Annotated in this window: 22 protein-coding genes, 1 pseudogene and 2 riboswitches; of the genes and pseudogenes, 8 read left to right on the plus strand and 15 right to left on the minus strand. The window is 63.3% G+C overall.

Translation table 11 applies throughout. From position 1 onward, the window contains the following. The first annotated feature begins 6 nt into the window (after window positions 1-6). Both AC1D75_RS19965 and AC1D75_RS19970 read left to right on the plus strand, forming a co-directional pair. Complete coding sequence (locus AC1D75_RS19965) at window positions 7-726, plus strand: GntR family transcriptional regulator (protein ID WP_495517073.1); 720 nt, start codon at window positions 7-9, stop codon at window positions 724-726. A 2-nt stretch (window positions 727-728) separates the two neighbouring features. Then, window positions 729-1,511: a DNA-formamidopyrimidine glycosylase family protein gene (locus tag AC1D75_RS19970; RefSeq protein WP_495517074.1), complete on the plus strand. Its 783-nt coding sequence runs from the start codon at window positions 729-731 to the stop codon at window positions 1,509-1,511. Here the strand turns inward: AC1D75_RS19970 and AC1D75_RS19975 are convergent. Further along, complete coding sequence (locus AC1D75_RS19975; protein ID WP_495517075.1) at window positions 1,474-2,748, minus strand: MFS transporter; 1,275 nt, start codon at window positions 2,746-2,748, stop codon at window positions 1,474-1,476. The two genes, AC1D75_RS19970 and AC1D75_RS19975, sit on opposite strands and share 38 nt — an antisense overlap. Before the next feature lie 303 nt (window positions 2,749-3,051). Between AC1D75_RS19975 and groL (AC1D75_RS19980) the strand changes: the two genes are divergently transcribed. The 5 genes from groL (AC1D75_RS19980) (at window position 3,052) to AC1D75_RS20000 (ending at window position 8,802) form a co-directional block, all read left to right on the plus strand. Beyond that, a complete protein-coding gene (gene groL / locus AC1D75_RS19980) occupies window positions 3,052-4,677 on the plus strand; it encodes a chaperonin GroEL (protein ID WP_482141099.1) in 1,626 nt (541 codons plus the stop codon). 227 nt (window positions 4,678-4,904) lie between these two features. Next, window positions 4,905-6,323 (plus strand): wax ester/triacylglycerol synthase domain-containing protein, encoded by a 1,419-nt coding sequence (locus AC1D75_RS19985; protein ID WP_495517076.1) that lies wholly within the window; start codon window positions 4,905-4,907, stop codon window positions 6,321-6,323. A gap of 502 nt (window positions 6,324-6,825) precedes the next feature. Continuing rightward, window positions 6,826-6,954: a hypothetical protein gene (locus AC1D75_RS19990; RefSeq protein WP_495517077.1), complete on the plus strand. Its 129-nt coding sequence runs from the start codon at window positions 6,826-6,828 to the stop codon at window positions 6,952-6,954. A 121-nt stretch (window positions 6,955-7,075) separates the two neighbouring features. Beyond that, window positions 7,076-8,068 (plus strand): alpha/beta hydrolase, encoded by a 993-nt coding sequence (locus AC1D75_RS19995; protein ID WP_495517078.1) that lies wholly within the window; start codon window positions 7,076-7,078, stop codon window positions 8,066-8,068. Between the two features lie 74 nt (window positions 8,069-8,142). Further along, window positions 8,143-8,802: a DsbA family oxidoreductase gene (locus AC1D75_RS20000; RefSeq protein WP_495517079.1), complete on the plus strand. Its 660-nt coding sequence runs from the start codon at window positions 8,143-8,145 to the stop codon at window positions 8,800-8,802. Between the two features lie 295 nt (window positions 8,803-9,097). Here AC1D75_RS20000 and AC1D75_RS20005 read toward each other — a convergent pair whose 3' ends face one another. From AC1D75_RS20005 to solA, 5 genes and pseudogenes are all read right to left on the minus strand, one after another. Further along, a complete protein-coding gene (locus AC1D75_RS20005; protein ID WP_495517080.1) occupies window positions 9,098-9,844 on the minus strand; it encodes a GAF and ANTAR domain-containing protein in 747 nt (248 codons plus the stop codon). Window positions 9,845-10,107: 263 nt separating this feature from the next. Further along, window positions 10,108-10,825 (minus strand): annotated as a pseudogene (locus AC1D75_RS20010) (GNAT family N-acetyltransferase). Then, window positions 10,810-11,985: an LLM class flavin-dependent oxidoreductase gene (locus AC1D75_RS20015; RefSeq protein ID WP_495517081.1), complete on the minus strand. Its 1,176-nt coding sequence runs from the start codon at window positions 11,983-11,985 to the stop codon at window positions 10,810-10,812. The pseudogene AC1D75_RS20010 and the gene AC1D75_RS20015 overlap by 16 nt, the downstream one beginning before the upstream one ends. 8 nt (window positions 11,986-11,993) lie before the next feature. Further along, entirely contained in the window at window positions 11,994-12,896 is a 903-nt protein-coding gene (locus tag AC1D75_RS20020) for a glutathione S-transferase C-terminal domain-containing protein (RefSeq protein WP_495517082.1), read from the minus strand. 2 nt (window positions 12,897-12,898) lie between these two features. Continuing rightward, complete coding sequence (solA, locus tag AC1D75_RS20025) at window positions 12,899-14,029, minus strand: N-methyl-L-tryptophan oxidase (protein WP_495517083.1); 1,131 nt, start codon at window positions 14,027-14,029, stop codon at window positions 12,899-12,901. Window positions 14,030-14,275: 246 nt separating this feature from the next. Beyond that, window positions 14,276-14,393: riboswitch (SAM riboswitch) on the minus strand. Between the two features lie 191 nt (window positions 14,394-14,584). After that, a riboswitch (SAM riboswitch) is annotated at window positions 14,585-14,697 on the plus strand. Window positions 14,698-14,785: 88 nt separating this feature from the next. Between solA and AC1D75_RS20030 the strand changes: the two genes are divergently transcribed. Beyond that, window positions 14,786-15,985 (plus strand): aminotransferase class V-fold PLP-dependent enzyme, encoded by a 1,200-nt coding sequence (locus AC1D75_RS20030; RefSeq protein ID WP_495517084.1) that lies wholly within the window; start codon window positions 14,786-14,788, stop codon window positions 15,983-15,985. Here AC1D75_RS20030 and AC1D75_RS20035 read toward each other — a convergent pair. The 9 genes from AC1D75_RS20035 to AC1D75_RS20075 form a co-directional block, all read right to left on the minus strand. Further along, window positions 15,982-17,181: a PP2C family protein-serine/threonine phosphatase gene (locus AC1D75_RS20035; protein WP_495517085.1), complete on the minus strand. Its 1,200-nt coding sequence runs from the start codon at window positions 17,179-17,181 to the stop codon at window positions 15,982-15,984. The two genes, AC1D75_RS20030 and AC1D75_RS20035, sit on opposite strands and share 4 nt — an antisense overlap. Next, window positions 17,178-17,987: an alpha/beta fold hydrolase gene (locus AC1D75_RS20040; protein WP_495517658.1), complete on the minus strand. Its 810-nt coding sequence runs from the start codon at window positions 17,985-17,987 to the stop codon at window positions 17,178-17,180. Before AC1D75_RS20040 ends, AC1D75_RS20035 begins: the two co-directional genes overlap by 4 nt. A gap of 85 nt (window positions 17,988-18,072) precedes the next feature. Next, on the minus strand, window positions 18,073-18,609 hold the full coding sequence (locus AC1D75_RS20045) for a YbhB/YbcL family Raf kinase inhibitor-like protein (RefSeq protein ID WP_495517086.1): 537 nt from the start codon (window positions 18,607-18,609) through the stop codon (window positions 18,073-18,075). Window positions 18,610-18,619: 10 nt separating this feature from the next. Further along, window positions 18,620-20,269 (minus strand): chaperonin GroEL, encoded by a 1,650-nt coding sequence (gene groL / locus AC1D75_RS20050; RefSeq protein ID WP_495517087.1) that lies wholly within the window; start codon window positions 20,267-20,269, stop codon window positions 18,620-18,622. A 54-nt stretch (window positions 20,270-20,323) separates the two neighbouring features. Further along, complete coding sequence (locus AC1D75_RS20055; RefSeq protein WP_495517088.1) at window positions 20,324-21,349, minus strand: NAD(P)-dependent alcohol dehydrogenase; 1,026 nt, start codon at window positions 21,347-21,349, stop codon at window positions 20,324-20,326. After that, window positions 21,346-22,221, minus strand: coding sequence for an iron-sulfur cluster assembly protein (locus tag AC1D75_RS20060; RefSeq protein WP_495517089.1), 876 nt, complete (start codon window positions 22,219-22,221; stop codon window positions 21,346-21,348). The genes AC1D75_RS20055 and AC1D75_RS20060 overlap by 4 nt, the downstream gene beginning before the upstream one ends. Further along, window positions 22,218-23,288, minus strand: a complete 1,071-nt coding sequence (locus tag AC1D75_RS20065) for an amidohydrolase family protein (RefSeq protein ID WP_495517090.1) — start codon at window positions 23,286-23,288, stop codon at window positions 22,218-22,220. The genes AC1D75_RS20060 and AC1D75_RS20065 overlap by 4 nt, the downstream gene beginning before the upstream one ends. A gap of 30 nt (window positions 23,289-23,318) precedes the next feature. Then, window positions 23,319-23,666 (minus strand): propane 2-monooxygenase effector subunit MimD, encoded by a 348-nt coding sequence (gene mimD, locus AC1D75_RS20070; protein ID WP_495517091.1) that lies wholly within the window; start codon window positions 23,664-23,666, stop codon window positions 23,319-23,321. After that, window positions 23,663-24,799, minus strand: a complete 1,137-nt coding sequence (locus AC1D75_RS20075; protein ID WP_495517092.1) for an aromatic/alkene monooxygenase hydroxylase subunit beta — start codon at window positions 24,797-24,799, stop codon at window positions 23,663-23,665. Before AC1D75_RS20075 ends, mimD begins: the two co-directional genes overlap by 4 nt. Between the last annotated feature and the right edge of the window lie 55 nt (window positions 24,800-24,854).

Raw genomic sequence — 24,854 nt, forward strand, 5'->3', positions numbered from 1 at the left:
AGAAGTATGCCGCCGACACGTTCCACGCAGGTCCTCGACACCCTCGGACTTCGTCCGACCGCGGTGCAGCACGCCCGTACGGTCATCGAATCGACGCTCGCCGACGCGATCCTCGACGGCTCACTGGCCAGCGGCACCGCACTTCGTCAGGCCGAACTCGCGCACGTGTTCGGGGTCAGCCGAATGCCGGTTCGCGAAGCCCTTCTCTCGCTACAGGCCCGCGGCCTGGTCGATCACGTGCCACACAAGGGTGCGGTGGTGGTGGGCGTCGACCAGGACGACGTGGTCAACACCTACCGGATCAGGCTGCTGCTGGAACCGGAAGCGCTCGCCGGTTCGATTCCGCGGCTCGAGCCCGCTGACATCGACGAGGCCCGTCGCATCCTCGCGGCCATGGAGAACGATCCTGACCTGGTAGACCTCGGCAGACTCAATTCCGACTTCCACCTTGCGCTCTACCGGCGGCATCCAAATGCCAAGTTGCTGAGGCTGATTGCTGCCGAACTCGCCGACGAGGACCGCTACCTGCGTTTTCATCTGGCCGAGTTGGGGTCGGACCAGTTGGCCCAGACCGAACATCGGCAACTGGTCGATCGTGCCGCCCGAGGTGAGATCGATGAAGCGGTGGTGGTGTTGCGGCAACACATCGGTTCCGCCGCGGACACCATCGAGGCCTACTTTCGCGGCCGATCGCAATCGGCGAGCCGGAAGACGGGTATCAAGTAGACATGCCCGAAGGTGACACCGTTTTCCAGGCCGCGGCGCGTCTGCATCGCGCGTTGGCCGGAAAAACACTGACCCGCTGCGATGTTCGGGTACCGCGGTACGCAACGGTGGATCTGTCCGGCGAGCGGGTCGATGAGGTCGTCGCCCGGGGTAAGCATCTCCTGATCCGCGTCGGTGAGCACACTGTGCACTCGCACCTGAAGATGGAGGGTCGCTGGGAGATATACACAAAGGGCGCCCGCTGGCGGCGGCCGGCGTTCAAGGCCCGGATCATCCTGGAAGCCGGTCCGGTGCAGGCGGTGGGATTCGAGCTCGGAAAACTCGAGATCCTTCGGCGCGCGGACGAAGACACAGCCGTCGGTCATCTCGGTCCCGACCTACTCGGAGCCGACTGGGACGCCGATGTCGCGGTCGACAACCTCGCGTCGGATCCGGCGCGGCCGATCGGTCTGGCCCTGCTCGACCAGCGGGTACTGGCCGGGATCGGCAACGTTTTCCGTTGTGAGATGTGCTTTCTGCGGCGGACCCACCCGGCAGTGCCGGTTGCCGATTCCTGTGATCTGCGGGAATGGGTGGATCTGGCGAAGAAGGTGTTGGAGTTCAACCGAAACCGCACGATCCGGGTCACCAACGTCGACCGCGCCGGTGAGCGCACCTGGGTCTACGGCCGGGCCGGACGTCCGTGCAGGCGATGCGGGACCATCATCAGATCAGGGGATCTCGGCGGAGGCCCAGACCTCGAACGGGTCATCTATTGGTGCCCGTCCTGTCAGCCGTCGCCGTGATCAGGGTTTGCGTGGTCTCGATCGGCGCGGGCTGCGCCCGACGTTCGGTGCGAGCACGCAGGATGGCCACACCTCCAGCGATCGCCACCAAGCACAAGACGTACAGGCTGTAGCCGATCGCGGTGGGGCGCAATCCGAAGTGTCCGACCGAGATTCCGCCGATCACCGCCGGGATGCTGAAGCCGGTGTAACTCACCAGGTACAGGGTGGAGAAGACCTGACCCCGCTGTTCGGGTGCGGTGGCGGCGATGACGGTGGCCATCACGCCGGCGAACGTCGAGCCGAACCCGAAGCCGGCAATCGCCGAGCCGACGAGATAGAGCGGTAGCACCGCCGAGATCGTTCCGGTCAGGTTGATGACCAGCCCGATACCCAGCGCGGTCAGGCCGATCCCGAACTTCCGATTCGCCGTCCACCCGGAGGTGGCCATGGAACCGACTGCGCCGAAGGTGAAGAACGTTCCGAGGATGAGTCCGGTGATCATGTGGTTGTCGACCCCGAAGATGCGCAGCACGATCGACGATCCCAGTGAGAGCGTCAATCCGCCGAGCGACCAGGTGGCCAGGCACCCGAGGGCGGCCATCACGAAAACCCCACGGACCGACCGCGGCAGGCCGGCGCTGGGACGCACCACCTCCCACAGGTGGCTGCGTGAGGTGAAACCGATACGCGCCGAGGTCTCGGGTATGAACGCGATGCACACCGCGGACAGGGCAAACGCGGCGATCAAGAGCAGGAACACCAGCTCGCGGGGCAACGGCGCGTATTCGATGAGACCGCCCGCCGCGATTGCGCCGAATGCCAACCCGCCCAGCATCGCGGCCGAGTTCGTGATGGAGCCGACGCGCGCGCTGGGCTGCAGATCGACCAGCGCGGCGCTCAGCGTGCCGGTCAGGGCGCCGGCCGCCAGGCCTTGCAGTACGCGGGCCGCAAGCAGCATCGGAACTCCGTCGGCGACGGCGAACATCACCATGGAGACGACGATCAGGGCCAGACCGCCGAACAGGACCGGGCGCCGTCCCACGTGGTCGGAGAGCGCCCCCACGGTGAGCAGACCGCCGAGCAACGCGATCACGTACGCCGCGAAGATGACGGTCAAGGTGAACGAGGAGAAGCCCCAGAGATCCTGATAGATCGGGTACAGGGGAGACGGCGCCGACGAGGAGAACATCATCGCAACAGTGGTAGCCGCGATCACCGTGAACGCCGAGACCTGGCCGAGCTGTAGTCGTGGCATTCTCGTAGTCAATCAACCGCGGAGTACGAATATTCCTTAGCCCCGCGAAGAGCCGGCTGGGGGGCAGTCGGTGGGCGGTCTAAGCGCCGAGAGTGGAAGTTGCCCGAGTTTGCCGAGCCTTCTGACCGGCATACCTTGCACTCGACCCCGGTGAGTGCTAAAAATGGGATCTGGCACTCGCCAACCGTGAGTGCCAGGTTGGAACGGTGAGATCGGTCCTAATGACACGACCGTTCGTCCGTCGCGGGCACCGAAACCAACCACGAACTTCAGTGTCACCCCCTATCGGAGGATCACTTCGTAATGGCCAAAATCATCGCGTTTGACGAAGAGGCCCGTCGCGGCCTCGAGCGGGGCCTCAATGCCCTCGCTGACACCGTAAAGGTGACGTTGGGACCCAAGGGTCGCAACGTCGTGCTCGAAAAGAAGTGGGGCGCCCCCACGATCACCAACGATGGTGTTTCCATCGCCAAGGAGATCGAGCTCGAGGATCCCTACGAGAAGATCGGCGCTGAGCTGGTCAAAGAGGTCGCCAAGAAGACCGACGACGTCGCTGGCGACGGCACCACCACCGCCACCGTCCTGGCTCAGGCCCTCGTCCGCGAAGGCCTGCGCAACGTCGCTGCCGGCGCGAACCCGCTCGGCCTGAAGCGCGGCATCGAGAAGGCTGTCGAAGCCGTCACCGAGTCGCTGCTGAAGTCCGCCAAGGAGATCGATACCAAGGAGCAGATCGCTGCCACCGCCGGTATCTCCGCAGGCGACCCGGCCATCGGTGACCTCATCGCCGAGGCCATGGACAAGGTCGGCAAAGAAGGCGTCATCACCGTCGAGGAGTCGAACACCTTCGGCCTGCAGCTCGAACTGACCGAGGGTATGCGCTTCGACAAGGGCTACATCTCGGGCTACTTCGTCACCGACGCAGACCGCCAGGAAGCCGTCCTCGAAGATCCGTACATCCTGCTGGTCTCCGGCAAGGTGTCGACGGTCAAGGACCTGCTGCCGCTGCTGGAGAAGGTCATCCAGGCCGGCAAGCCGCTGCTGATCATCGCCGAGGACGTCGAAGGCGAAGCCCTCTCGACCCTGGTCGTCAACAAGATCCGTGGCACCTTCAAGTCTGTTGCCGTCAAGGCTCCGGGCTTCGGTGACCGTCGCAAGGCCATGCTGGCCGACATCGCCATCCTCACCGGTGGAGAGGTCATCAGCGAAGAGGTCGGACTGTCCCTCGAGGGCGCCGGCGTCGAGCTGCTGGGCACCGCACGCAAGGTTGTCGTCACCAAGGACGAGACCACCATCGTCGAGGGCGCCGGAGATTCCGAGGCCATCGCCGGTCGCGTGTCTCAGATCCGTTCCGAGATCGAGAACAGCGACTCCGATTACGACCGTGAGAAGCTGCAGGAACGTCTGGCCAAGCTGGCCGGTGGCGTTGCAGTCATCAAGGCCGGCGCTGCCACCGAGGTCGAGCTCAAGGAGCGCAAGCACCGCATCGAAGATGCTGTGCGTAACGCCAAGGCTGCTGTCGAAGAGGGCATCGTCGCCGGCGGCGGCGTGGCTCTGCTGCAGTCGGAGTCCGCAATCGACGCGCTGACCCTGGAAGGCGATGAGGCCACTGGCGCCAACATCGTCCGTGTCGCTCTGGAGGCTCCGGCCAAGCAGATCGCCATCAACGCCGGCCTCGAGCCCGGTGTTGTTGCCGACAAGATCCGTCACAGCCCGCTGGGAACCGGCCTCAACGCCGCCACCGGCGTGTACGAGGACCTGCTGGCCCGCGGCATCAACGACCCGGTGAAGGTCACCCGCTCGGCGCTGCAGAACGCAGCCTCGATCGCGGCTCTGTTCCTCACCACCGAGGCCGTCGTTGCTGACAAGCCCGAGAAGAACAACGCACCGGCCATGCCGGGCGGCGACGAGATGGGCGGCATGGGCTTCTAGTCCACGCTTTTCAGCTCTACGTTCTCTACCGAGACCGGCCCACTCCTTCGGGGGTGGGCCGGTTTCTTTGTGCAGCGCGCCTTGCACACAAGTCGATGTCGCAGGGCCGGCTGCGAGTTCGTACATCACTACGAGTTGGGTGAAATCGGCAACGAACCTCATCTCGGCGAGATATGGTGCCCAACACCGGTAGTCAGTCTCTCCAAGGGAGCGTGATGTTCAGCAGGGTGCCCCCGACACCAATCTCCCAGCTGGCACCACGCGATGCCGAGTTCGTATACAACGAAAGTGATACGCACGGTGGGCATCTCATGGTCAGCTATTTCTTCGATGCTGATCAAGGATCCTGCGCGGAAGTCACCAAAGAGCAGGCTGTCGCATGGATAACTGCTCGGCTCGGCTATGCCGCCTTGTTCACCACGCGGTTGCAGCGGACTCCATTCGACCTGGACTATCCGCGGTGGGTACCGGCAGGCATGCCCGACATGGATCATCACGTGACCGTGCAGCGCGTGAGTGCCGGGGGCTGGCCTGCGGTGCGTTCATATCTGGGTGTGCTGCTGGCGCGGAAGTTGGATATGACCAGGCCACCGTGGGAAATGCATGTGTTGTGCGGAGTACACGGCCTCGATGATCTGACCGGCCGATACACCGTGGTCACGCTCAAGATCCATCACAGTGCGGCAGACGGACTCGCCACCAGGGAGCTGACCCAGGCGTTGTTCTCGACAACCATTGCGCCCGCAGGCGGGGTGTCCATGCCACCGATGACCCGGACCGCACAGCTATCCCGGGCTCTGGTCGCGTTTCCCGGCAAGTCGTTTCGGTTCTTTCAGGGACTCTCGACGACCCGTCGGGCGGGCCTGGAGGTCAAGGAAGCCGAGCAATCCGGCGAGATCGTCTCAATCCGAGACGATCTGGCGGCGACTCGGTTCAATCGCTCTCTGCAGGGCGAGGTCTCCGTCGATTTCATGACTTTGACGATCGATGAGGCCAAGGCGATTCAAGCTGCGGTCCCGGGGGCGAGTTTGAACGATGTCTACCTCACCATCGTCGCCGGCGCGCTGGCCGCATACCTCGACAGCTGTGGGGAAGGGCCCAAGGGTCCTCTGTGCGCCATGGTTCCCCGGTCGATGCGTCGTATCGAGCAGTGGGAGTCTGCGAACCAGTTGGCGATCCTGACGGTCGACCTGAACGTCGACGAACGGGACCCACTGGTTCGTCTGGCGAAAATCACGTCTGCTGCCTCGGCCGCGAAGCGGCGCAGTGACCATCCCGCGTTGCGGGCCAAGGGTAAGCGGGTCGAGACAGCACCGGCATGGTTGCTGCGGCTCACCGGCGTTGCCGTTCGGCACTATCCACACGATTCCGATCGCGGGCGTCAGTCGCACTCGACGGTCAGTAATATCCCGGTGACGGTGGATGGCTGTACATTCGCCGGTGCCCCGGCCGTGGCGATTCTCGGCGGGCAGCCACCAGTGGATGGTGACGCCCTTCGGCACTATCTGCTGGCCGCTGCCGACGGGAAATTAATCCTCAATTTCTTCAGCTCATCAGCTGCTCTGCCGGATCCCGATAGTTATGTGCGTTTTCTGCGAACAAGTCTTGCGGACCTGTCGCAAGCGGCCACAGTAGGGGTGAATTGACGTCATTGATCGCATTCGTTGCTTGAGATGAAGCGTTTCTTCCGCCTGACGCCCAGGTAAGGCGACCCTGTCCCGAATTTTTGTTACATCGAATTCTTGTGCGACTTCATGATCTCAAAGCTGGTGTGCGACAACGGTCCTGCGGAAAACTTTTCGAGAAGAATTCACATTTCGGTCCCATGACAGGAATATAACGATAACGTGTTCTACACATCACATCAAAGCCTGAATGTGGTGTACCTCCCCAGTCGAGTGGTCGTTGGCCTCTTGTGTAGAGCCATGCCGACTTCTCGGTTACTAGCAAGAAAGTAGGCGCAACACATGGGATCTATCGAAGCATTTTTCCTGGCCGGCGGTGACACCCTTCTGCCGAACATCATCACCATCATGTTGGGGTTGGACAACCTGCTCGGGAACTTCGTCGGATCGGTTGCCGGCTGACGGTGACCGTCAGTTGATCATCCCCCTCTATGGCAACAGAAACTAGAATAAGGAGATTGAAATGGGCAGTGTTGGTGATGTTGTCGGAACAATTGTTGGAACGATCGCTGTGCCGGTAACCGATTTGGCGGTTCGCGGACTCGAGGCTCTCGCTGCGCTGAGCGGCGGAACAGTCAAGGTTCCCAAGTAGATTGACGCCCGCCGTGGCCCGCACCGACTGGTGTGGGCCACGGCTGCGTGTGTTTTTGCAATTCTTCAAGTATTCAACCGACAGACTGGGTCGGGCGTTGAAAAGTGGGTGGATGGTGGCGGTGAGCCGGTTGTTGTTTCGTCGTGGTGTGACGACGCTGTTGATCGCCGTTGCAACGGTTTTGATGACTTTGCCGGTGCAGGCGGCCGCTGATCCGGCGAACGTCGGAGCGTCTGACGTATCCGAAGCTGTTGTGGTGCAGCGGGGTACGGTGAACGATCGCACGCTTCAATTAACTGTGTACAGTCCGGCGATGGGTCGCGACATCCCGGTGACCGTGTTGTTGGCGGCGGACCGTAGTCGGCCCCGTGGAACCCTGTACCTCCTCGATGGCAACTCGGGACAGACGGAATCGAACAGCTGGCTCGCCGCCGATAAAGGCAACATCGCGCCGATCTTCGCGAACGAGAACGTCAATGTGGTTCTGCCAGTCGGGGGTACAGGAACGCTGTACACCGACTGGATCGAAGACCATCCCGAGTTCGGTGTGGTCAAATGGGAAACGTTCCTGACCAAGGAGCTTCCTGCGGCGTTGGAACCGTACCTGGGCGCGAGTGGTGACCGGGCGATCGGTGGGATATCCAGTGGGGCACAGGGTGCGGTGATGCTCGCGCAGCGAAATCCCGGCTTCTATCGAGCGGTTGCGGGCTACAGCGGGTGCTACTTCACAGAGGGCTTGGCCGGTACAACGCTCACCGATCTCACGGTGATCGGTTCGGGAGGGTCGTCGCAGCTCATGTGGGGACCGGTGGGCAGCCCGGAATGGAAGGCCCACGACATCTTCGCCAATGCGGCTCGACTGCAAGGCACATCGGTCTATCTGTCTTCGGGGAGCGGTCTTCCCGGTCAGGGTGAAGGTATTCCGATGCCACCGACAGCAATGGCCCTCGAGTTCGGCTCGAATCTGTGCACCGACCAGCTCACTGATGCGCTGCGCGCCAAGGGCGTGCCGGTGACCCGCAGTGCGCAACCGGTCGGCATGCACCTGTGGCCCTTCTGGCGAAGCGAATTGATCCACTCGATGCCGACTTTGCGAGCGGCGCTGGGTGCGTGACGCGCACCTCGGATGGTGGGCTGGTCGGCACGTGCGCGGGGAATGGCTTGCACACAGCGGTTGTTGAAACGTGAATGCCTACCCCTATCACCGTCGACATCTGGTCCGACATCGCTTGCCCCTGGTGCTACATCGGTAAACGGAAGTTCGAGGCCGGTCTGGCCGGGTTCGCGGGTCGCGACGACGTCGAGGTGACTTACCACAGCTATGAGTTGTCGCCGGATACCCCGGAAGACTTTGCCGGGTCCTCGGTCGATTACCTGGTCGAGAAGAAGGGGATGCCCGCTGATCAGGTGAAGCAGATGCTCGGCAATGTGACCGGGATCGCCGCCGAGGTGGGCCTGGACTTCGACTTCGACTCCGTCCTGCAGACCAAAACTCTCAAGGCGCATCAGGTGCTGCACTACGCCAAGGCTCAGGGCAAGCAACTGGAGTACGCGGAGAGGTTGTTCAGGGCGTACTTCGAGCAGGGCCGCCACGTGGGCCGCAGTGAGGAACTCGCCGACCTCGCCGCCGACGTGGGACTCGACCGGGACGCCGTGCTGGCGATCCTGGAATCAGGTGAATACGCCGAGGCTGTGGACGCCGACATCAATCAGGCCCGGGCCTACGGCATTACCGGTGTCCCGTTCTTTGTCATCAACGGCAAGTACGGCGTGTCCGGCGCGCAGTCGGCGGAGACGTTCACCGGTGTTCTCGACAAGGTTCAGGCCGAGGAGTCCAGCAATGTCTGAACCCTCACTCAGCCCGTTCGAACTCGTGGGTGACCCCGAAGCCGGAGCATGTGTGGACGGAGTATGCGTCGTTTCGACGGAAGTTGATTCAGCAGTCGTTGAAACTCGGCTCACTCGGCCCCCAAGCGACACCCCGGCTCCTGCTTAACCAGGATATCTAAATCGGAACCTGGGGCTAAAACCCCGACCTGCCGATTGACTACCCAGCGCGCCGAATCGCAAACCTTTAGCCCCGCGCACAAAACCCGTGACAGTGATGGTGCAGCTTCTCCCGGCAGATACCAGGACGGCAGACCTACTCGGTCACCCCGAACGGCAATGGATGGTCTTGCTCCACCAGCCGGGCAGCTACGTCGACGACGCGGATGTTGGAATCTTGCGAGAGCTTGCGTAAGAGCGCGAAGGCCTGCACCGCATGGAGGTCATAGCGTTCCATGATCAGGCCCTTGGCCTGGCCGATGATGTCCCGCGAGGCGAGTGCGCTGCGAAACTGCTTGCCCTTGCGGGCAGCGGCCAAAGCGATGGCAGCGTGCGTGGCGAGGTCGACTGCGAGGTCTTCGGTGTCGGCGTCGAACGCATCCGCAACCTCGGCATAGAGGGTGAGAGCTCCGAGTTCGTGTCCCTTGGTATAGAGCTGAAGTGATAGGACCGATCGAATCGGAGTTTGGTGGTACAGAGCCGGCATCAGTTTCGGCCATCGCTGTTCCGTCTCGACATTGTTGATCCGAACTGTGTACTGCTCCCAAATCGCGTCGAGCGCGGGGCCTTCACCATGCTCGTGCTGCAACGCGTCGGCCTGCGCGGGAACCGGACCACTGGCCAGAACTGATTCGAGTACGGCTTCGCTGCCGGGGTCGGACTTCCTGATCAAGGTGATCCCGGCATGAGAAACACTCGGTAGCAGCGCCACCGATGCCTCGGTAACCTCCTGGAGTACCTGATCTGCGGTTATCGGGTGATCCCGCGACCCATGCAGATCGCGTGCCATTTGCGCGATCTGGTCATGAATGCCGGACTCGACATGATCTTGTGGACTGTCCATCTGCTCACTCCATTACGCCTCTTGCAGGGTGGTGAAGTTCAGGTCGGTAGGCCCCTGCCCCAAACAAATCCGCCGCCACAAGGCGCCGGATACCGTGAAGCCCGACGACGTGGGAGCCCCCGTTCCAGAGGAACCTCCACGTCATCATTTGTCAGCGGTCACAGGGTGACCGCTTGGAGCTGGACAGTACCCCGACAAGGATCGTACAGCCGGCCCCCGTCGACAGCCCAGACGCTTGTGTCGGCGGGTGTTCGATGCCTTGATCAGTTGCCGGGGGAGCGCACGACCGTGAAGGTGATGTTGGTTCGCAGGCGGAAGCCCAGGTGTTTGTAGAGCTCGATGGCGTTGGTGTTGTCGGCCGCAGCGTGGAGGAACGGAGTCTCACCGCGGGCGTAGATGCCGTGGGCGACAGCGAGTACCAAGCGGGTGGCCAGACCTTCGCCGCGGAACTCGGCGTCGGTACAGACGGCGCTGATCCCTGTCCATCCCGGTGGATGGAGGCGCTCGCCGGCCATCGCGATGAGCCGGCCCTCGCGCCGGATCCCGAGATATGTTCCGAGTCGGTATGTTTTCGGGGCTGAAGGGCCCGGGCTTGGTGCGGTCGATCAATGCGAGCATGTCGGGGACATCGTCGGCGCCGAGCTGGATTGCCTCGGGTTCGGGCCTCGGCTTCAGCGTGTCGGTGGCAACCATCTGGACGCCCGGGCCGCTCATGGCAACCTCCCAGCCATCGGGTAGGTCGGTCACCTCGACCGGCAGCGCGACTTCTTGTCCGGGGCCGATCAGCTCGGCGAGATCAGTCCACGTCTGCGGATCGCTCAGATCGCCGACCCCGACAAACGGGGAGATCGTCGGGAGGTAGCGGCGAGCGCGGGTGGTGCCCTCGCTCAGGTGCAGATGGGCGCCGATCAGGCTCTCCCACATGGCATTATCGAGTACGCCGGTGTCCGGTGTGGTCTGAGCTGTCACCGGCTGAACCATTCCTTTGCGATGAGTTCGTACGAGCGCACCCGCGCCGCGTGGTCGTGTGTGATGGTAGTGATCGAGAGCTCGGCGGCGCCGGTGGCGTCCCGCAGGACCTCGAGTTTGTCGGCAACGGTGGACGGTGATCCGACAAATTGCGTCAGCACCCGGTCGCGGACCAGTTCGCGGTCGTCGTCGGTCCATTCCATCGCAGCTGCCTGCGCCGGACTCGGGAACGGGATCGCACCTTCGCCGCGCCGGATGCTGCGGACCCAAGGTGCGTATCCACTGGCCAGTTCGGCTGCTTCGTCGTCGGTTTCGGCGATCACCGCATCCACCGATACTGCAATATACGGTTCCGGGACATCCGCCGACGGTTGGAATGCTGCCAGGTAGGCGTCGACGGCGTCGATGACCGTACTCGGGCTGTGGTGGTAACTGGCAACAAAGCGCAGGCCCTTCGACCCTGCGACGGCGGCGCTGGATCCACCAGAGGCGCCGAGGATCCAGACCTGCACGTCAGCACCATCTCCCGGGGTGGCATGCGCGGGAAGACCTTGTGGGCTGACATATGTGTCGTCGAGAAGGGCGAGGACAGCAGAGATCTGCTCGTCATAGGTCGGGGCGTACGCGCCGGGTTGCTGGAGCAGATCGAGTAGGTGGGTGATGGACTTACTCGCAAACGCGCCGGCGATGTTGTAGATCTTCGGCAGGAGTAGACCATTGGGTGTGTACGTGTCTTCGGTGTGGGCGCCGCCGCCGCGAGCCGACAGATAATTCTTTGCCGCGACTTCGGTCACCGATTCCGATCCCGTTGTCGTTTCCGGGGCGGGGCGAGATATGGATCGTCCGATACCGAGGTCGAGGCGACCCGGGTACAGGGTGTTGATCAGACCGAACTCCTCGACCGTCGCCAGCGGCGTCCGATGGCCGAATTGCACTCCGGCCGAACCCAACCGGATGGTCGAGGTGGACCCTGCGATCAGTGCGATCTCGATAGCGGGCGACGAACCGATGACCCCCGGATTCGTGTGGTGTTCGGCAAACCAGTAGCGGGCGTATCCGAATTGTTCGGCGCGCTGGACCAGGTCGATGGCGTTGCGTATTGCGGTGGTGTTGTCCGACCCGCTGGAACGGGGCAGAAGGTCGAGAACCGACAGGGGGATGGGCGGGGCCATGGGAACTCCTAGTGAGCTGCTGCGGACGACGTGATCGGCGACTGCCATTCACCGGCTACGGCGTCCGAACCCCCGAACGACGCGAAATCGGTGGTGGCGCGAAATGCGTCCAATGAGTACAGGTCTCGGGCATAGCGCCACAGATTCGGGAAGTCGGCAAGACGCCGGGTACCGGCCCTGGCCGCCGCAGCATCGTGCCGAACAAGCGTCACCCAGAGCCGGACGTCGGCCAGAGTCACGTTGTCGCCCAAGAGGTATCGACTCCCCGCGAGGCGGCTGTCGAGTTCTGAATATGCCTGATACACAGTGGTCGCGGCTTCCTGCGCGGCCGAACCGGTTCCGGTCGCCACGTGTGCGGTGCTGTTGACCGTAGCTCGCAACCAGGCTTCCAACTCGTCGATCTGCGGGCGCAGGTCCTCTGGGTAGAGGTCGAACTCGCCGGTGACCTGACGGCGATACTGCGTCGCGAGATCGGCGTCGAGCGTGTCGAACGTGTTGCTCACCACCTGCTTCGTCTCGCGATCCCACAGGGTGGGGACCGACACGTGGCCATCGAAGCCAGGTTCGGTGGCGTCGTAGGCATCGCGTAACAGGGTGAAGCCGTTCACCGGGTCGGGGCCGTGGGTTTCGCGGAATGCCCACCCGCGGGCATCGCGGGCACCGTCGACGTAGCTGACACTGATCGCATCGGTGAGGCGGGCCAGCTCGATGACCAGCGTGACCCGCTGAGCCCACGGGCAGAACCAGCCGGAATAGACGTGATAGCGATCAGAGACAGCCGGGTACGGCGTGGATCCGTCGCCGCTGATACGTCCGGCGAATCGATACACCGGTCGGGTGTCGTCCGGTTCGCGAGTGATCGTGTACTCGCCGTAAGTCTCGGTATCGGCTGGGCTGGCGAAGTTCGACATGGCTAGACAACCTTTTCTGCGGAGTGGGAACGGAATGAGAACAACTCGGGGGCATCTTTGTCGGCGGTGAGGTCGGCGAGGAGGCGGCCGATGGCGGGCACGAACTTGAAGCCGTGTCCGGAGAATCCGGCGGCGACCGCAACCGGACCGCGGCGGTCGATGACGAAGTTGGAGTCGGGCGTGGTCGCGTACGTGCAGCTGATCGGGGTCAGTTCGTCGGCATCGACGCCGGGCACCCAATGACGGACGTACTCCTGCAGGGCCTTGAGCTGCCGTGGTTCCGCCGTGAAATCGCGGTGGTCGGGGTCGACGACGGGTCCGGTTCCATGGAAGCCGACCTTGATGCCTTCGGCACCCGAAGACAAGCCGTACACACCACCGAATTCGGGCGCGTTCGGTCCGTCCGGGTCATGCAAGATCCCGAAGCTGGGCCATTCGGCGTCCTGGTCACGCGGTACGAAGTGTGCGGGTTGCTCTTGGGTGACGGTGATCTGTGGCAGCGCTGCGATGCCCGACAACAGCTTCGTCGCCCAGGCGCCTGCCGCCACCACCACACGTCGGGCCACGTACTCCTGGTCATCGGTGCGCACGGTGACCGAGTTCTCGTCTGTGACGTCGATCGAGATCACCTGCGATTCGTGTCGAACCTCTGCACCGAGAGCTGCTGCGCCGCGTTGTAGTGCGCTGACAGCGTTGTCTGCATGTAGTCGCCCGCTGTTGGGGTAGTACAACGCGCGGCCGTCGAATCTGATTCCGGGCCAGCGCTGCGAGGCCTCGTCGGGCTCGAGCCAATGATGGACGAGTCCGAGGTCGGCGAGGGTATCTGCGATCTGGGACAGGTACGGAGTCCATCCCTGATCGACGCCGCCGGTGACGGTGAGCAGTTGCGTCCCGGACTCGGCTTCGAGGTCGGCCCAGAGTCCTTCCGCTTCCCTCGCGAGCGCGACGTAGGTGCGCTCGGCGTAGGAGGTGCGGAAGATGCGGGAGGCGCCATGTGAGGCGCCGTTGGTGTGGCCGGGGGTGAATCGTTCGAGCAGCACGGTCTCGACACCCCGGCGCGCCAGTTGCCAGGCGGCGGCCGAACCTATCGCGCCACCACCGACAACCACGGTGTCGACCTTGACGGAACTCATATCGTGACCTCGATTCTGTTGTGTTCGGTGAGCCCCTCGATTGTTGGTATCGACGCCAACAGGGGCCCTGGTGTCCTCGCTTCGAGGATTGGTGAAAAACACTTCCGCAGTGCCGGTTTCGACGACCTGAAACATCTGAAACTGCTGCACATGCAATGGGCCCGGCAGATGCTCAGGATTCGACCGCGTGGTGCGTTGAACAAGGTCATCAAGCTCCCGGGAATCTCTTCGGGCTCGCTTGCGTGAAACCCGCGCTTGTCCCATGCCGGTGAAGGCTGGGACCGTGTCTTTCATCCAGGGCACCCCGCCGCGGTGGAGGGTTGCCGACCAGCAAGCTGGAACTTGGCGCTGATACTCGTTGACACAGGGCAGTTGTTGTCCACCAGGCGAATCCGGGCACCGTATGTGCGTGTCCGGGCCAGGGGATTTCAACTGTTGGACAGAACCATACGCACGCTGCTGCCCAAATCCGATGGATGCGCGGAGTTTCGATCGCCGAGAAGTTAAAGCACATGGGTATGGACGACGCCGAAGAAGTCTGTTAGCGTCGTCGTCGGTCACGAGTACCAGCGCATAGCCCCGGCTTGCTGGTCAGCAACCCTCCATCGCGGCGGGGTGCTCCGGGTGAAGACCTGGCCTGTTCGAACCCGAACAGGCAAGCGCGGACCTCCCACCGTCCGAGTTCCGAACTGCTCCATCGGCAGGTTCGAAACTTGGTGCGTGCGGGATCCCTGACACCGGAAGCTGGTGTGAGATATGAGCACTGCAACACTGAACCGAAACCTGAATGCTCTTGCAGCGATAGAGGGTTCGGACACCCAGGCCCCACTGAGGGATGGCTCGACCACGCGGTACGTCAACTTCGACTACGCGGCGAGTGCGCCGGCATTGTGCAGCGTGGTCGATGCGATAACGCGACTACTACCGACCTACTCGAGTGTGCACCGGGGCGCGGGCTACGCATCGCAGGTGACGACGCGGGCGTACGAGACCGCCCGAGCGCAGGTCGCTGACTTTGTCGGTGCCGGCGAGCAGCACTGCCTGATCTTCACGCGGAACACCACCGATTCGCTGAACCTCCTGGCTCGCTGCGTGCCGGGAAAAGTCGTCGTCCTCGATCTGGAACATCATTCAAATCTGTTGCCGTGGAGTGATGTTCACGTCGTCCGTGCTGCGAATACGCTGGCCGCGACGATCGTCCGTGTGGAGACCGCACTCAAAGAGACCGGTGCGGTGTTGCTGGCGGTCACCGGTGCGTCGAACGTCACCGGTGAGATCTTGCCGGTCAGTGAACTGGCAGATCTTGCGCACCGCAACGGTGCTCGGATCGCTGTCGACGGCGCGCAGTTGGTTCCGCACCGCAGGGTGGACATCACTGCCTGCGGCATCGACTACCTGGCATTCTCGGGACACAAGACCTACGCGCCCTTCGGGGCCGGAGTGCTTGTTGGACTGAGGGATTGGCTTGATGCCGCCGACCCGTATCTCGCCGGTGGTGGTGCGGTGCTCAACGTCACCGAGCAGGACGTGAAGTGGGCGCCCGCGCCCGCCCGTCATGAAGGTGGTTCGCCCAACGTCTTGGGTGCGGCTGCGCTCGCGGCGGCCTGCGTCGAAATCGAATCCCTTGGGGAGGCCGTTGTTTCCCATGAAACATCACTGACCGACCGGTTGCGCGATGGTCTGGCCGAGATCCCGGGCGTGCATGCCCTGAAGATCTTCACCGACAGCACCGATGCCGTTGGTGTGGTCAGCTTTGTCGTCGACGGGCATCGGGCCGCCGAGGTGGCAGCCCATCTGTCGGCCGAACACGGCATCGGGGTGCGCGACGGACGATTCTGCGCCCATCCGCTTCTGGACCGTCTGGGCCACGGCTCAGGGGCTGTGCGCGCCAGCCTCGGCCTCGGTTCGAGCTCCGAGGACGTCGACCTGCTCCTCGCCGCCCTCCGCACGCTCTAAACCCCGGGGTGGGGGACGCTCAGTGCCATGAGCGCGGTGTCGTCTTCGAGGCCGGCACCGAAACCGTCGAGCAACTCTCGCAAGTCCTCGATGATCTGGCCTGCGGACGTCGGGGTGTGTGCCGCCGCGAACTCGAGCAGCGCACCGTTGTCGTCGTACCGCTCGGGACCCGGCCCGATCCGCGCCTCGGTGAGCCCGTCGGTGTAGAGCACGAGGGTGTCGCCGGCGTCGAGGTGAATCCGGGTAGAGACAAATCTGGGAGCGCGCAGGATGCCGACGAGTTGGCCGCCCTCGGTACTCACGTACTGCGCTCGGCCTGCGGCGGTGAGCAACAGCGCGGGCGGATGGCCCCCGCTCGCGAGGTGTACGTCGAATCCGTTGTCGGCGCGGGTGAGGACGCCGAAGATCACTGTGCAGAAACGAGGTTCGTCGCCGTGATAGTTCGAATGCAGCACGGCATCGAGGTTGTGCAACACCGCAATCGGATCGTCGTCGTACACCGCTGCAGCGCGCAGCGTGTAACGGGTCAGCGACGTCACCGCCGCTGCGGTGGCCCCTTTTCCGCACACGTCGCCGAGGAAGAACCCCCACTTGTGCTCTGACAGGGCGAACAGGTCGTAGAAGTCGCCGCCGACATCGTTGATCGATGCAGCGTTGTAGTGGGCTGCTGCCTCCATGCCGTCGGGAGGTCGCAACGACGGTGGAAGCAGTGAGCGCTGAAGGGTCGAGGCGAGCAGTTGTACGCGCGCACGTTCTTCTTCGGCATGGCGCCGTGCGGCGAGCAACTGTTTCTCGTACGCGCGTCGATCACGTGCGTCCTGCACGGTGATGCGGATGAGCACGGCGGTGCCATCGGTACCGATCTTGACGTTCGCGGTGACGAATACGGGCAGTCGTCGGCCGTCGGCCGCGACGAGGTCGACGGTGATTCCGCTCAGCACCCCTACCAGCTGCAGTAGCGGTGCGAAGTGGGTTTCGTAGTGTATGCGCCCGCCTGCGGTGAGCAGATCGCTGAAAGGCCTGTCCAGCAATGACGTTCGGTCGTATCCGAGCCACACCGCCAGAGTGGTGTTGACCTTTGCGATGCGCCCGTCCGGCCACGTCGACAGATACCCGCACGGTGCGTTCTCGTACAGGTCTTCCAGACTCTCATCGAGTACGTCCGGTGACCTGATATCGCCGTGGTCCTTGCTCATCGACGGCCACCCACGAAGGCCACGATGGCCTCTGTGGTGGGCACGGGGTCGCTGAGCTGGGGGCAGTGTCCGCTCGCGTCGAGGGTGACGAGTTCGCTGCCCCCGATCTGGCTGTGCACATATGCGCCCACGTGGCGGGGTGCCAGTGAGTCTCGCGCACACTCGATCACGAGGGTTGGCACGGTGACACGCGCGAGATCGGTGCGGTTGTCGGACAGGAAGGTGGCGCGGGCGAACACCAGCGCCTTCTCGGGGTCGGTTCGACAGAAGGATTCGGTCAACTCGTCGCCGAGCGCCGGTCGCTCCGGGTTACCCGCGATGTTCGGCGCCATCGACGCCGACCAACCGAGGTAGTTGCTCTCGAGAGACTCGAGCAGTTCGTCGATGTCACCACGCGTGAAGCCACCCCGATATCCATCGGATTCGTCGTCGACATAGCGCGGCGACGGGGTCAGCAATACCAGCTTGGCGAACCGGTCGGGTTCTTTGGCCACGGCGACGGCGCCGATCATCGAGGCGACCGAGTGACCAACGAACACCACGTCGTGCAGATCGAGTTCGACGACGATGTCGAGCACATCCTGCGCATAGGTCTCGAGGTTCGAATACCGCTCGGCGTCCCACGCGGCCGGATCGGAGGCGCCTGCGCCGACGTGATCGAACAGCACCACCCGATGGTCGTCGACCAACCGCTTGGTCACCCGATGCCAGAGGTTCTGGTCGCATCCGAATCCGTGGGCCAACATGATCGTCGGCCCGTCTTCGCGCCCGAGGATCTTGACGTTGTTCTTCGCGCGCACATTCACGTGCTTCATCTTCGCACCTGATGTGTGTTCCTGCGGGCGGGCCGTGCCGAAGCATGTTCGGGCCGGTCAGTAGGGTTCGTCGCAGTCAGTGGGCGGGCGGCGTCCATCCGTGGGCTGCGGTCAATGTCGCGCGGCCGAGGCTGTGAATGTGGAGCGCCTCGTGCAGCTGAACAGATCCGGCGAGGACGCCGAGTGGCAGCCGGCCGATGTCCACCGCATGGACGGTGAATGTGAACCGTCCCGGCAGGCCGGGCGGGGCCGGCGACGGACCGACATACCGTACGATCCCGAAATCGTTACGCAATTGCTTTGCCAGACTGGGTAATCGCTCGCCGGTTCCATTGCCGGCGTCGACCACCAGTGCGGTCACCCCACCACTGACATCGGCGACCGCCCAATGGCACCGGCCGCGCGAGTCGGTGGCTGTCACCGCGTAGGAGAGCGTTCCGATCGGTGCGCCCGACCACTGCAACGACGGTGACACATCGAGCCCGCCGCCGCCGAGTAGTCCACTGCGTTGTGCGGTCCGCAACCGTCCGCCGTCGGTGACCTCGGGCGAGCGCAACACCAGGCGTGGCCGGGCTCGCATCGTCGGCGACGGTGCGACAAAGTCGGTGGTCATGGTGCGGTGTTCAGTAGATGTTCGACGGTCGGACCATGCCTTCGGCGAGGTCACCGAATCCGGGAGCGATGATGGCGCCGGGATTCTGGATCACCTCCTCGACGACCAGGGTCTCGGTGGTAAGGAGCAGCGCCGCGATCGAGGCGGCACTCTGCAACGCCGAGCGGGTCACCTTCAGCGGGTCGATGATCCCGGCGGTGAACATGTCGCCGTAGGTGTCGGTGACCGCGTTGAACCCGTGCCCTTCCGGAAGGTCGGCGACCCGTTGCACGGCCTCGTCACCGTCGTAACCGGCGTTGATCGAGATCCAGCGCAGCGGTTCTTCCACTGCGCGACGGACGATCTCACGGCCCTCGGCGGCGTCGCCGGTGAGTTCGAGGAGATCGAGCGTCGCCTGTGCCTGGATCAGCGCGGTGCCGCCGCCTGCGACGATGCCTTCCTCCATTGCGGCCCGGGTTGCCGACAGGGAGTCCTCGACGCGGTGCTGCTTCTCTTTGAGTTCGACGCCGGTGGCTGCGCCGACGTGGATCATCGCCACCCGGCCGGACAGCCTGGCGATGCGCAGTTGCAGGTTGTCCTGGTCGTGCTCGTTCTCGGTTCGCGCCAGCTCTTGTTCGAGTTGATGGATGCGGGCCCGGACTTCCGCCACGTCACCACCGCCGTCGACCATGGTTGTCGACAACTCGGTGACGGTGACCTTCTTTGCCCGGCCGAGGTGTTCGAGACGTACGTCGGCGAGGGAGAGGCCGGAGTCGGCGCTGACGACCCGGCCACCCAAAATTGCTGCGAAGTCCTCCAATTCGGCAACGCGCCGATGACCGAAGCCGGGAGCCCGCACCACCACCGAACGGAACGTGTCATGCATGTTGTTGGTGATGAGCATCGACAGCGCGGGGCCGTCCATGTTCTCGCAGAGGATCAACAGCGGCCGCTTGCTGCGCTGCACCTGCTCGAGCACCGGCATCAGGGTCTGCACCGTGGTGATCTTCTGATTGGTGAGCAACACGTAGGCGTCGTCGAGCTGTGACTCCATCCGGTCTTTGTCGGTGACGAAGTAGGGGGAGATGTAACCGTGGTCGAACTCGACACCGTCCACAAACGACAGCCCCAGTCCGAACTGCGGCCATTCCTCGACGCTGACCACACCGCCCACACCCACGTGGGTCATGGCCGTGGCGATCACGTCGCCGATGTCGGGGTCGTTGTTGGCCGAGAGCATCGCCACATGCCGGAGCTGTTCTTCGCCGGTCACCTCACGGGAACGTTGTTGCAGCAGAGCGACAACCGCGTCCACCGCCTTTTCGATACCGCGCTTGAGTTGCATCGGGTTTGCGCCGTTGTCGACGGCCCGGAGACCTTCGCGCACCATCGCCTGGGCGAGAACCGTTGCGGTGGTGGTGCCGTCGCCTGCCACCCCGTTGGTCTTGGTGGCAACCTCTTTGACCAGCTGTGCTCCCATGTTGGCGTACGGGTCGCGGAGCTGGATCTCCTTGGCGATGGTGACACCGTCATTGGTGATGGTCGGTGGACCGGTGAGTTTTTCGAGTACCGCGTTGCGGCCCTTGGGTCCGAGGGTCACCTTGACCGCATCGGCAAGCGCATTGACCCCCATCTCCAACCGAGCCCGAGCGTCCGAACCGAAGCGCAGATCCTTTGCCATTGTGCACGCACCTTCATGTGTAGACGAATTGAAAAGCTATGTGGTGTAGGAGATCTAAGGAATGAGGATGGCCCGCCCCCGGACGTTCCCGGCGTCGAGATCGGACAGCGCGGTGGCGAAGTCGGCCAGCGGATAGGTGCTGGTGTGCAGCGACACCTTGCCCTGCGCCGCAAGGACCATCAATTCGACCAGGTCGTTGTAGGAGCCGACCAGGTTTCCGATGAAATTGATCTCGGTGGAGATGATGTCGATCGTCGGAATCGACAGGGTGCCGCCGTATCCGATCACGTAGTAGTTGCCTGCCCGGCGCAACATCCCGACACCGTCTTCGATGGCGCCACCTTCACCGACAAAATCGATGACGGCCTCGGCGCCGTTCCCGTCTGTCAGGTCGAGAACTTGCTGCACCTGGGTGCCGTCCGCAACGACCGTGTGATGGGCACCCAGTTCGGCGGCCAGCGCCAGCGCCGGCTCGGACCGGTCCACCACGATCATCCGGGCCGCTGACAGTGCCGCGAGCACCTGGACCCCGATATGGCCGAGACCACCCGCGCCGATCACCACCGCGGTGTCGCCGGGACGAAGGAACCGGGCCGCCTTGGCCACCGCGTGGTAGGCGGTGAGGCCGGCGTCGGCCAGGGCCGCGACATCGGCGGGCTGTAATGACGGATCGAGTTTGACCACGGCACGGGCATTGGTCTTGAGGTATTCGGCGTACCCGCCGTCGCTGTCGATACCCGGGAAAGCCGAAGCGCTGCAATGTACATCGTCGCCGGCACGGCAGGCCCGGCACAAACCACACGTTGCCAGCGGATGCAGGATCACCGGATCGCCGGGCTTGACCGAAGTGACCGCACTACCAACTTCCTGTACCCAGCCGGCGTTTTCGTGTCCGATCGTGTACGGCAATGTGACACCGGACTTCTGTTCCCACTGCCCTTCGATGATGTGCAGATCGGTGCGACAGACACCGGCACCACCGATCTTCACCACCACATCGAGGGCGCCGCCGGCATGGGGGTCGGGGACGTCCACCAGCTCGGGTTTGGTGTCATAGGCCGACAGTTGCACCGCTTTCATGACTCGCTCCTCATCGTTGGCATCCCCAGGTCGGTGCCCGCCGATTCACCTACGCTGCTGCCGGTTCCGGGGGTGATGTCGTCGCCGTAGCGGGTTGTCAACAGGCCGCGGCAGAAGATGCCGTTGCCTTCGATGCTCACCCGCACGGACTTGGCGAAACGCAGCCGCTTGGGAAGGACGTCCGCGCCTATCGGCAGGCCATCGTGCTCGACCATGACCAGCTCGGACCGCCCCGATCCCAAACCGACATCGCGCCGACGACGTAGGAGGGAATCGAGCTCGTGACCGGCCGGAAGATCGCCGATGGTCAGGGCCGAGAACTGCTCGACATCAACACCATCGGCGGCCAACCGACGTGACATCCGTTCCAGTGCCGCCAGATAGGCCTTGCGCTGAAAGGTCTGACGGAGCTCTTCGAGTTCATCGATCGCCAGCCCGGGAAAGGATCCGGTGAACCCGGCCCGCGCTGCGACACCGTCGTTGATCTCCTCGGCCGCGAAGTGATCCTCCAGGCGCACGACGGTGCGGTCCACCTCCGGTAGGGCTGCCACCGCGTCGTACGCGTCGGCGACCATGAGATAGGCGAAATTGGGCGCACAGAAGTACGTCGGGAGGCGTAGCCGGATTGCAACCCCGATGCCGGAACCCGCGGTGTCCAGATCGACCGACGTCACGAACTGCAGGTCGGTGATGGGCTCGTCCAACTCGGGATCGCGCACAGTCCCCAGTGCATCCCAGACCCGCCGCGCCGTCGCCGCCGTGACCGTACCGATTGAAGTGGGCCAGCTGATGACCGTCCGGGCCGGTTCACTTGTGGCCGTCCGGGCCGGACTATTTGTGGCCGTCCGGGCCGGACTATTTGTGACAGTCATACCGTGACCGACGCCGATGATGACGAGGTCGGCTTGGCCGGGCTGCTGCCGACCGGCTTCTCGGCGGGTGCGGACTCGTCGGGCTGGATCCGGGCCTGCTCGGGGACGTCGAAACCGTAGAGTTTGGCCGCGTTGAGGCCCAGGATCTTCTTGCGGATCTGAGTGTTGAGCGTGCCGTACTCGGACTGCATGTCCTCGGGGATCTGAAAGTCGACGAACTTCTCGATGAGCCACGCCGGCTTCCAGATGGCGTAATCGCTGGCGAACGTCAGCCGGTCTTCACCAACCCAGTACAGCAACTCGCCGATGATCTGCGCGAAGTACCGTGGCCGGGTGTGGATGAACGGCATCGCAACGGCAAGGCCGCCATACACATTGGGCTCCTGCGTGGCGATCCAGCAGAAGTCCTCCAGGCGGGGCAGCCCGACATGTTCGACGATGAAGTTGAGCTCCGGGAATGCCGTTGCCACATCGTCGACGTCAGCCACGTCGAAGGCGTCCCGGTTGAGGGGATAGATCGTGGGTCCCTTGTGGATGTGAATGTTCTTGATACCCAGTTCCTGACACTTCTCCAGGTAGCGGTACGACCAGTCGTCGGTGAGCTTGTACCCCTTGGAGTTGCCCTTCCACTCGGCGGTGTAGAGCTTGACGCCCTGCAGGTTCCACCGGGCGGCCAGCTTCTCCAGGTCCTCGAGTCCGGCCTCCCCGTTGCGCGGGTCCCAGGCGCCGTTGGTCATCAACTTGTCCGGATGTTTCTCTGCCAGTGCACCGTTGCGTTCGGTGGTGTTGAAACCGTCGATGTAGAAGTCGGAGAGGTAGGTGGGCTGGAAGATGCCCTTGTCGACATACCCGACCTCGAACAGGTCGTGCATCAGGTCGTCCTCGGTGTAGTTACCGAACTTCTCCAGTGTCCACTTCTCTGATTCCGGGGACAGATTCGCGTGATAGTCATAGAAGCAACCGGTGAAACCCTTGCCGTACCGGTTCTTCTGGTTGCGTGGTCCACCGTTCCAGAAGTGGATGTGGCTGTCCACGATGTAGTAGCTCTCGCCATCCTTGTTGTACATCGATTGCTCCAATACTGGTGATGGGTAGGGTTACTCGACGACCTTGAGGTCGAAATCGATGAACTCGGCGGCATCCTCGGGGTTGGCGAACAGCATCGTCCGGTCGTCGAAGTGGACCATCCGCCCGTAGTGGGTGGACATGATCTCCTCGAAGTCGGACTGATCGAACTCGGAGCCGAGCGCATTGGTGATCTCGTCGAAGTCGAAGGTGAGGACCTTCTGCCCGTCGACGCGGATCATCGACGGGAACTCTTCGATCTCGACACCCTCTTTGCGGCCCATGATCTCGGCGACCACGTAGCCGTTCTGGTTGTTCATCAGGGTGACACCGCACATGTTGGACGATCCGATGTCGGCGCCAAAGGTCATCTCGCTCATGCTGACAGCTCCTTCGATACAGGAATGTTGAGATCTTCGAGAACGGTCCGTAGCCCGGTCTTGGCGGCGGCGAACGAATCGGCGAACGGCACATGTCGTTCGGCCGGCTGCGACCAGATCGGCTGCAACTCGCGGGCGGCGGCCAGACTCAGCGGAATCCACTTGTCCGCCCAGGTCGCCAGCAGTTCACGATTGGCCTCACCGTCTTCGGCGTCGGTCACCAGCATGCGCAACATGGCCCTGGTGTAGCCGAGGTCGCGGTTGTAGTCGTGTTCACCGGATCCGACAAGGGAGGGAGTGACGTAGTCCCCGTTGCGGGCCGCGATCTGCATCACCAGCAGCGACCGGAACAGGACACCGACGAGCTGTTCGAAGATGATGTTCGTGGCGAACACCGCTTCGGCCCAATCACCCTCGGCAGTCAGCAGTTCCACATTCTCGCGCACGCCCTGCCACACCGGGTCGGACTGCCAGACATCGCGGTGCACCGCGCCGTCGAAGCCCTCGATCGTGTCTGTCAGGTCGAGGTTGTAGAGCGCGAGATCCTGCGCGAACCGCATCTTGTGGGCGGCGTTGACGCAGATGGCGTTGTTGAGCATGTTGGTCGGTGCCGACCGTTGTGCTGCGGTGAACACATGCAGTCCCAAGCCGTTCTCGGCGTGCATCCAGGCACCTAGGTTACGTTCGATGAACGTTGCCCAGCTCGGAGTCCATGAGTCGTAGGCGCCGACCAGTTTTGCGTTGGCCAGGTTCTGCTGGATCTGCCGCACCACGTTCGCGTTGTTGCGGTAGATGGTCTGTTCCCACTCCTCGTTGGGATCGCGGAACTGGTGCCAGTCAGTTGATTTCAGCGCAGTCCAGTCCTTCGGGTAGCCGCCGGGTCCATTGGCGAATCCGTAGATCCAGCCCTGGCTGAGGTGGCGTTCCGGATCGGGCTGGACATCGAAGGTGACGTCCTCGTAGGTGGTGGCCCGCATCTTCGCGGGCTTGAAGTAGTTGTAGCTCCGGCTCTTCGAACTCGGGAAGTCGAGAGCTCCGGCCTCGGCATCGGTGAAGTGGGGCTTCGGGAAGCTGCGAACCGGTTTCCCGTTCTCGCCGCCGGTATCGGGTTTGGGGGCTGCTGGGGCGCTCATCTTTGAACTCACTTTCGGTTGCGGTCGGTCGGGGCGCATCTCGGTCGGGGACGAA

Source organism: Williamsia sp. Y712, from assembly GCF_059445525.1.

What these genes read in the sequence shown, in the direction of transcription:
- AC1D75_RS20065 (WP_495517090.1), bottom strand. Translation starts at nt 23,288, where the DNA reads ATGTACAACAAGGATGGCGAGAGCTACTACATCGTGGACAGCCACATC.
- solA (WP_495517083.1), bottom strand. Translation starts at nt 14,029, where the DNA reads ATGAGTTCCGTCAAGGTCGACACCGTGGTTGTCGGTGGTGGCGCGATA.
- AC1D75_RS20015 (WP_495517081.1), bottom strand. Translation starts at nt 11,985, where the DNA reads ATGGCCCCGCCCATCCCCCTGTCGGTTCTCGACCTTCTGCCCCGTTCC.
- groL (WP_495517087.1), bottom strand. Translation starts at nt 20,269, where the DNA reads ATGGCAAAGGATCTGCGCTTCGGTTCGGACGCTCGGGCTCGGTTGGAG.
- AC1D75_RS20045 (WP_495517086.1), bottom strand. Translation starts at nt 18,609, where the DNA reads ATGACCACCGACTTTGTCGCACCGTCGCCGACGATGCGAGCCCGGCCA.
- AC1D75_RS20000 (WP_495517079.1), top strand. Translation starts at nt 8,143, where the DNA reads ATGCCTACCCCTATCACCGTCGACATCTGGTCCGACATCGCTTGCCCC.
- AC1D75_RS19990 (WP_495517077.1), top strand. Translation starts at nt 6,826, where the DNA reads ATGGGCAGTGTTGGTGATGTTGTCGGAACAATTGTTGGAACGATCGCT.
- AC1D75_RS20020 (WP_495517082.1), bottom strand. Translation starts at nt 12,896, where the DNA reads ATGTCGAACTTCGCCAGCCCAGCCGATACCGAGACTTACGGCGAGTAC.
- AC1D75_RS20030 (WP_495517084.1), top strand. Translation starts at nt 14,786, where the DNA reads ATGAGCACTGCAACACTGAACCGAAACCTGAATGCTCTTGCAGCGATA.
- AC1D75_RS19975 (WP_495517075.1), bottom strand. Translation starts at nt 2,748, where the DNA reads ATGCCACGACTACAGCTCGGCCAGGTCTCGGCGTTCACGGTGATCGCG.
- AC1D75_RS20035 (WP_495517085.1), bottom strand. Translation starts at nt 17,181, where the DNA reads ATGAGCAAGGACCACGGCGATATCAGGTCACCGGACGTACTCGATGAG.
- AC1D75_RS20005 (WP_495517080.1), bottom strand. Translation starts at nt 9,844, where the DNA reads ATGGACAGTCCACAAGATCATGTCGAGTCCGGCATTCATGACCAGATC.
- AC1D75_RS20055 (WP_495517088.1), bottom strand. Translation starts at nt 21,349, where the DNA reads ATGAAAGCGGTGCAACTGTCGGCCTATGACACCAAACCCGAGCTGGTG.
- AC1D75_RS20060 (WP_495517089.1), bottom strand. Translation starts at nt 22,221, where the DNA reads ATGACTGTCACAAATAGTCCGGCCCGGACGGCCACAAATAGTCCGGCC.
- AC1D75_RS20075 (WP_495517092.1), bottom strand. Translation starts at nt 24,799, where the DNA reads ATGAGCGCCCCAGCAGCCCCCAAACCCGATACCGGCGGCGAGAACGGG.
- AC1D75_RS19965 (WP_495517073.1), top strand. Translation starts at nt 7, where the DNA reads ATGCCGCCGACACGTTCCACGCAGGTCCTCGACACCCTCGGACTTCGT.
- groL (WP_482141099.1), top strand. Translation starts at nt 3,052, where the DNA reads ATGGCCAAAATCATCGCGTTTGACGAAGAGGCCCGTCGCGGCCTCGAG.
- mimD (WP_495517091.1), bottom strand. Translation starts at nt 23,666, where the DNA reads ATGAGCGAGATGACCTTTGGCGCCGACATCGGATCGTCCAACATGTGC.
- AC1D75_RS19970 (WP_495517074.1), top strand. Translation starts at nt 729, where the DNA reads ATGCCCGAAGGTGACACCGTTTTCCAGGCCGCGGCGCGTCTGCATCGC.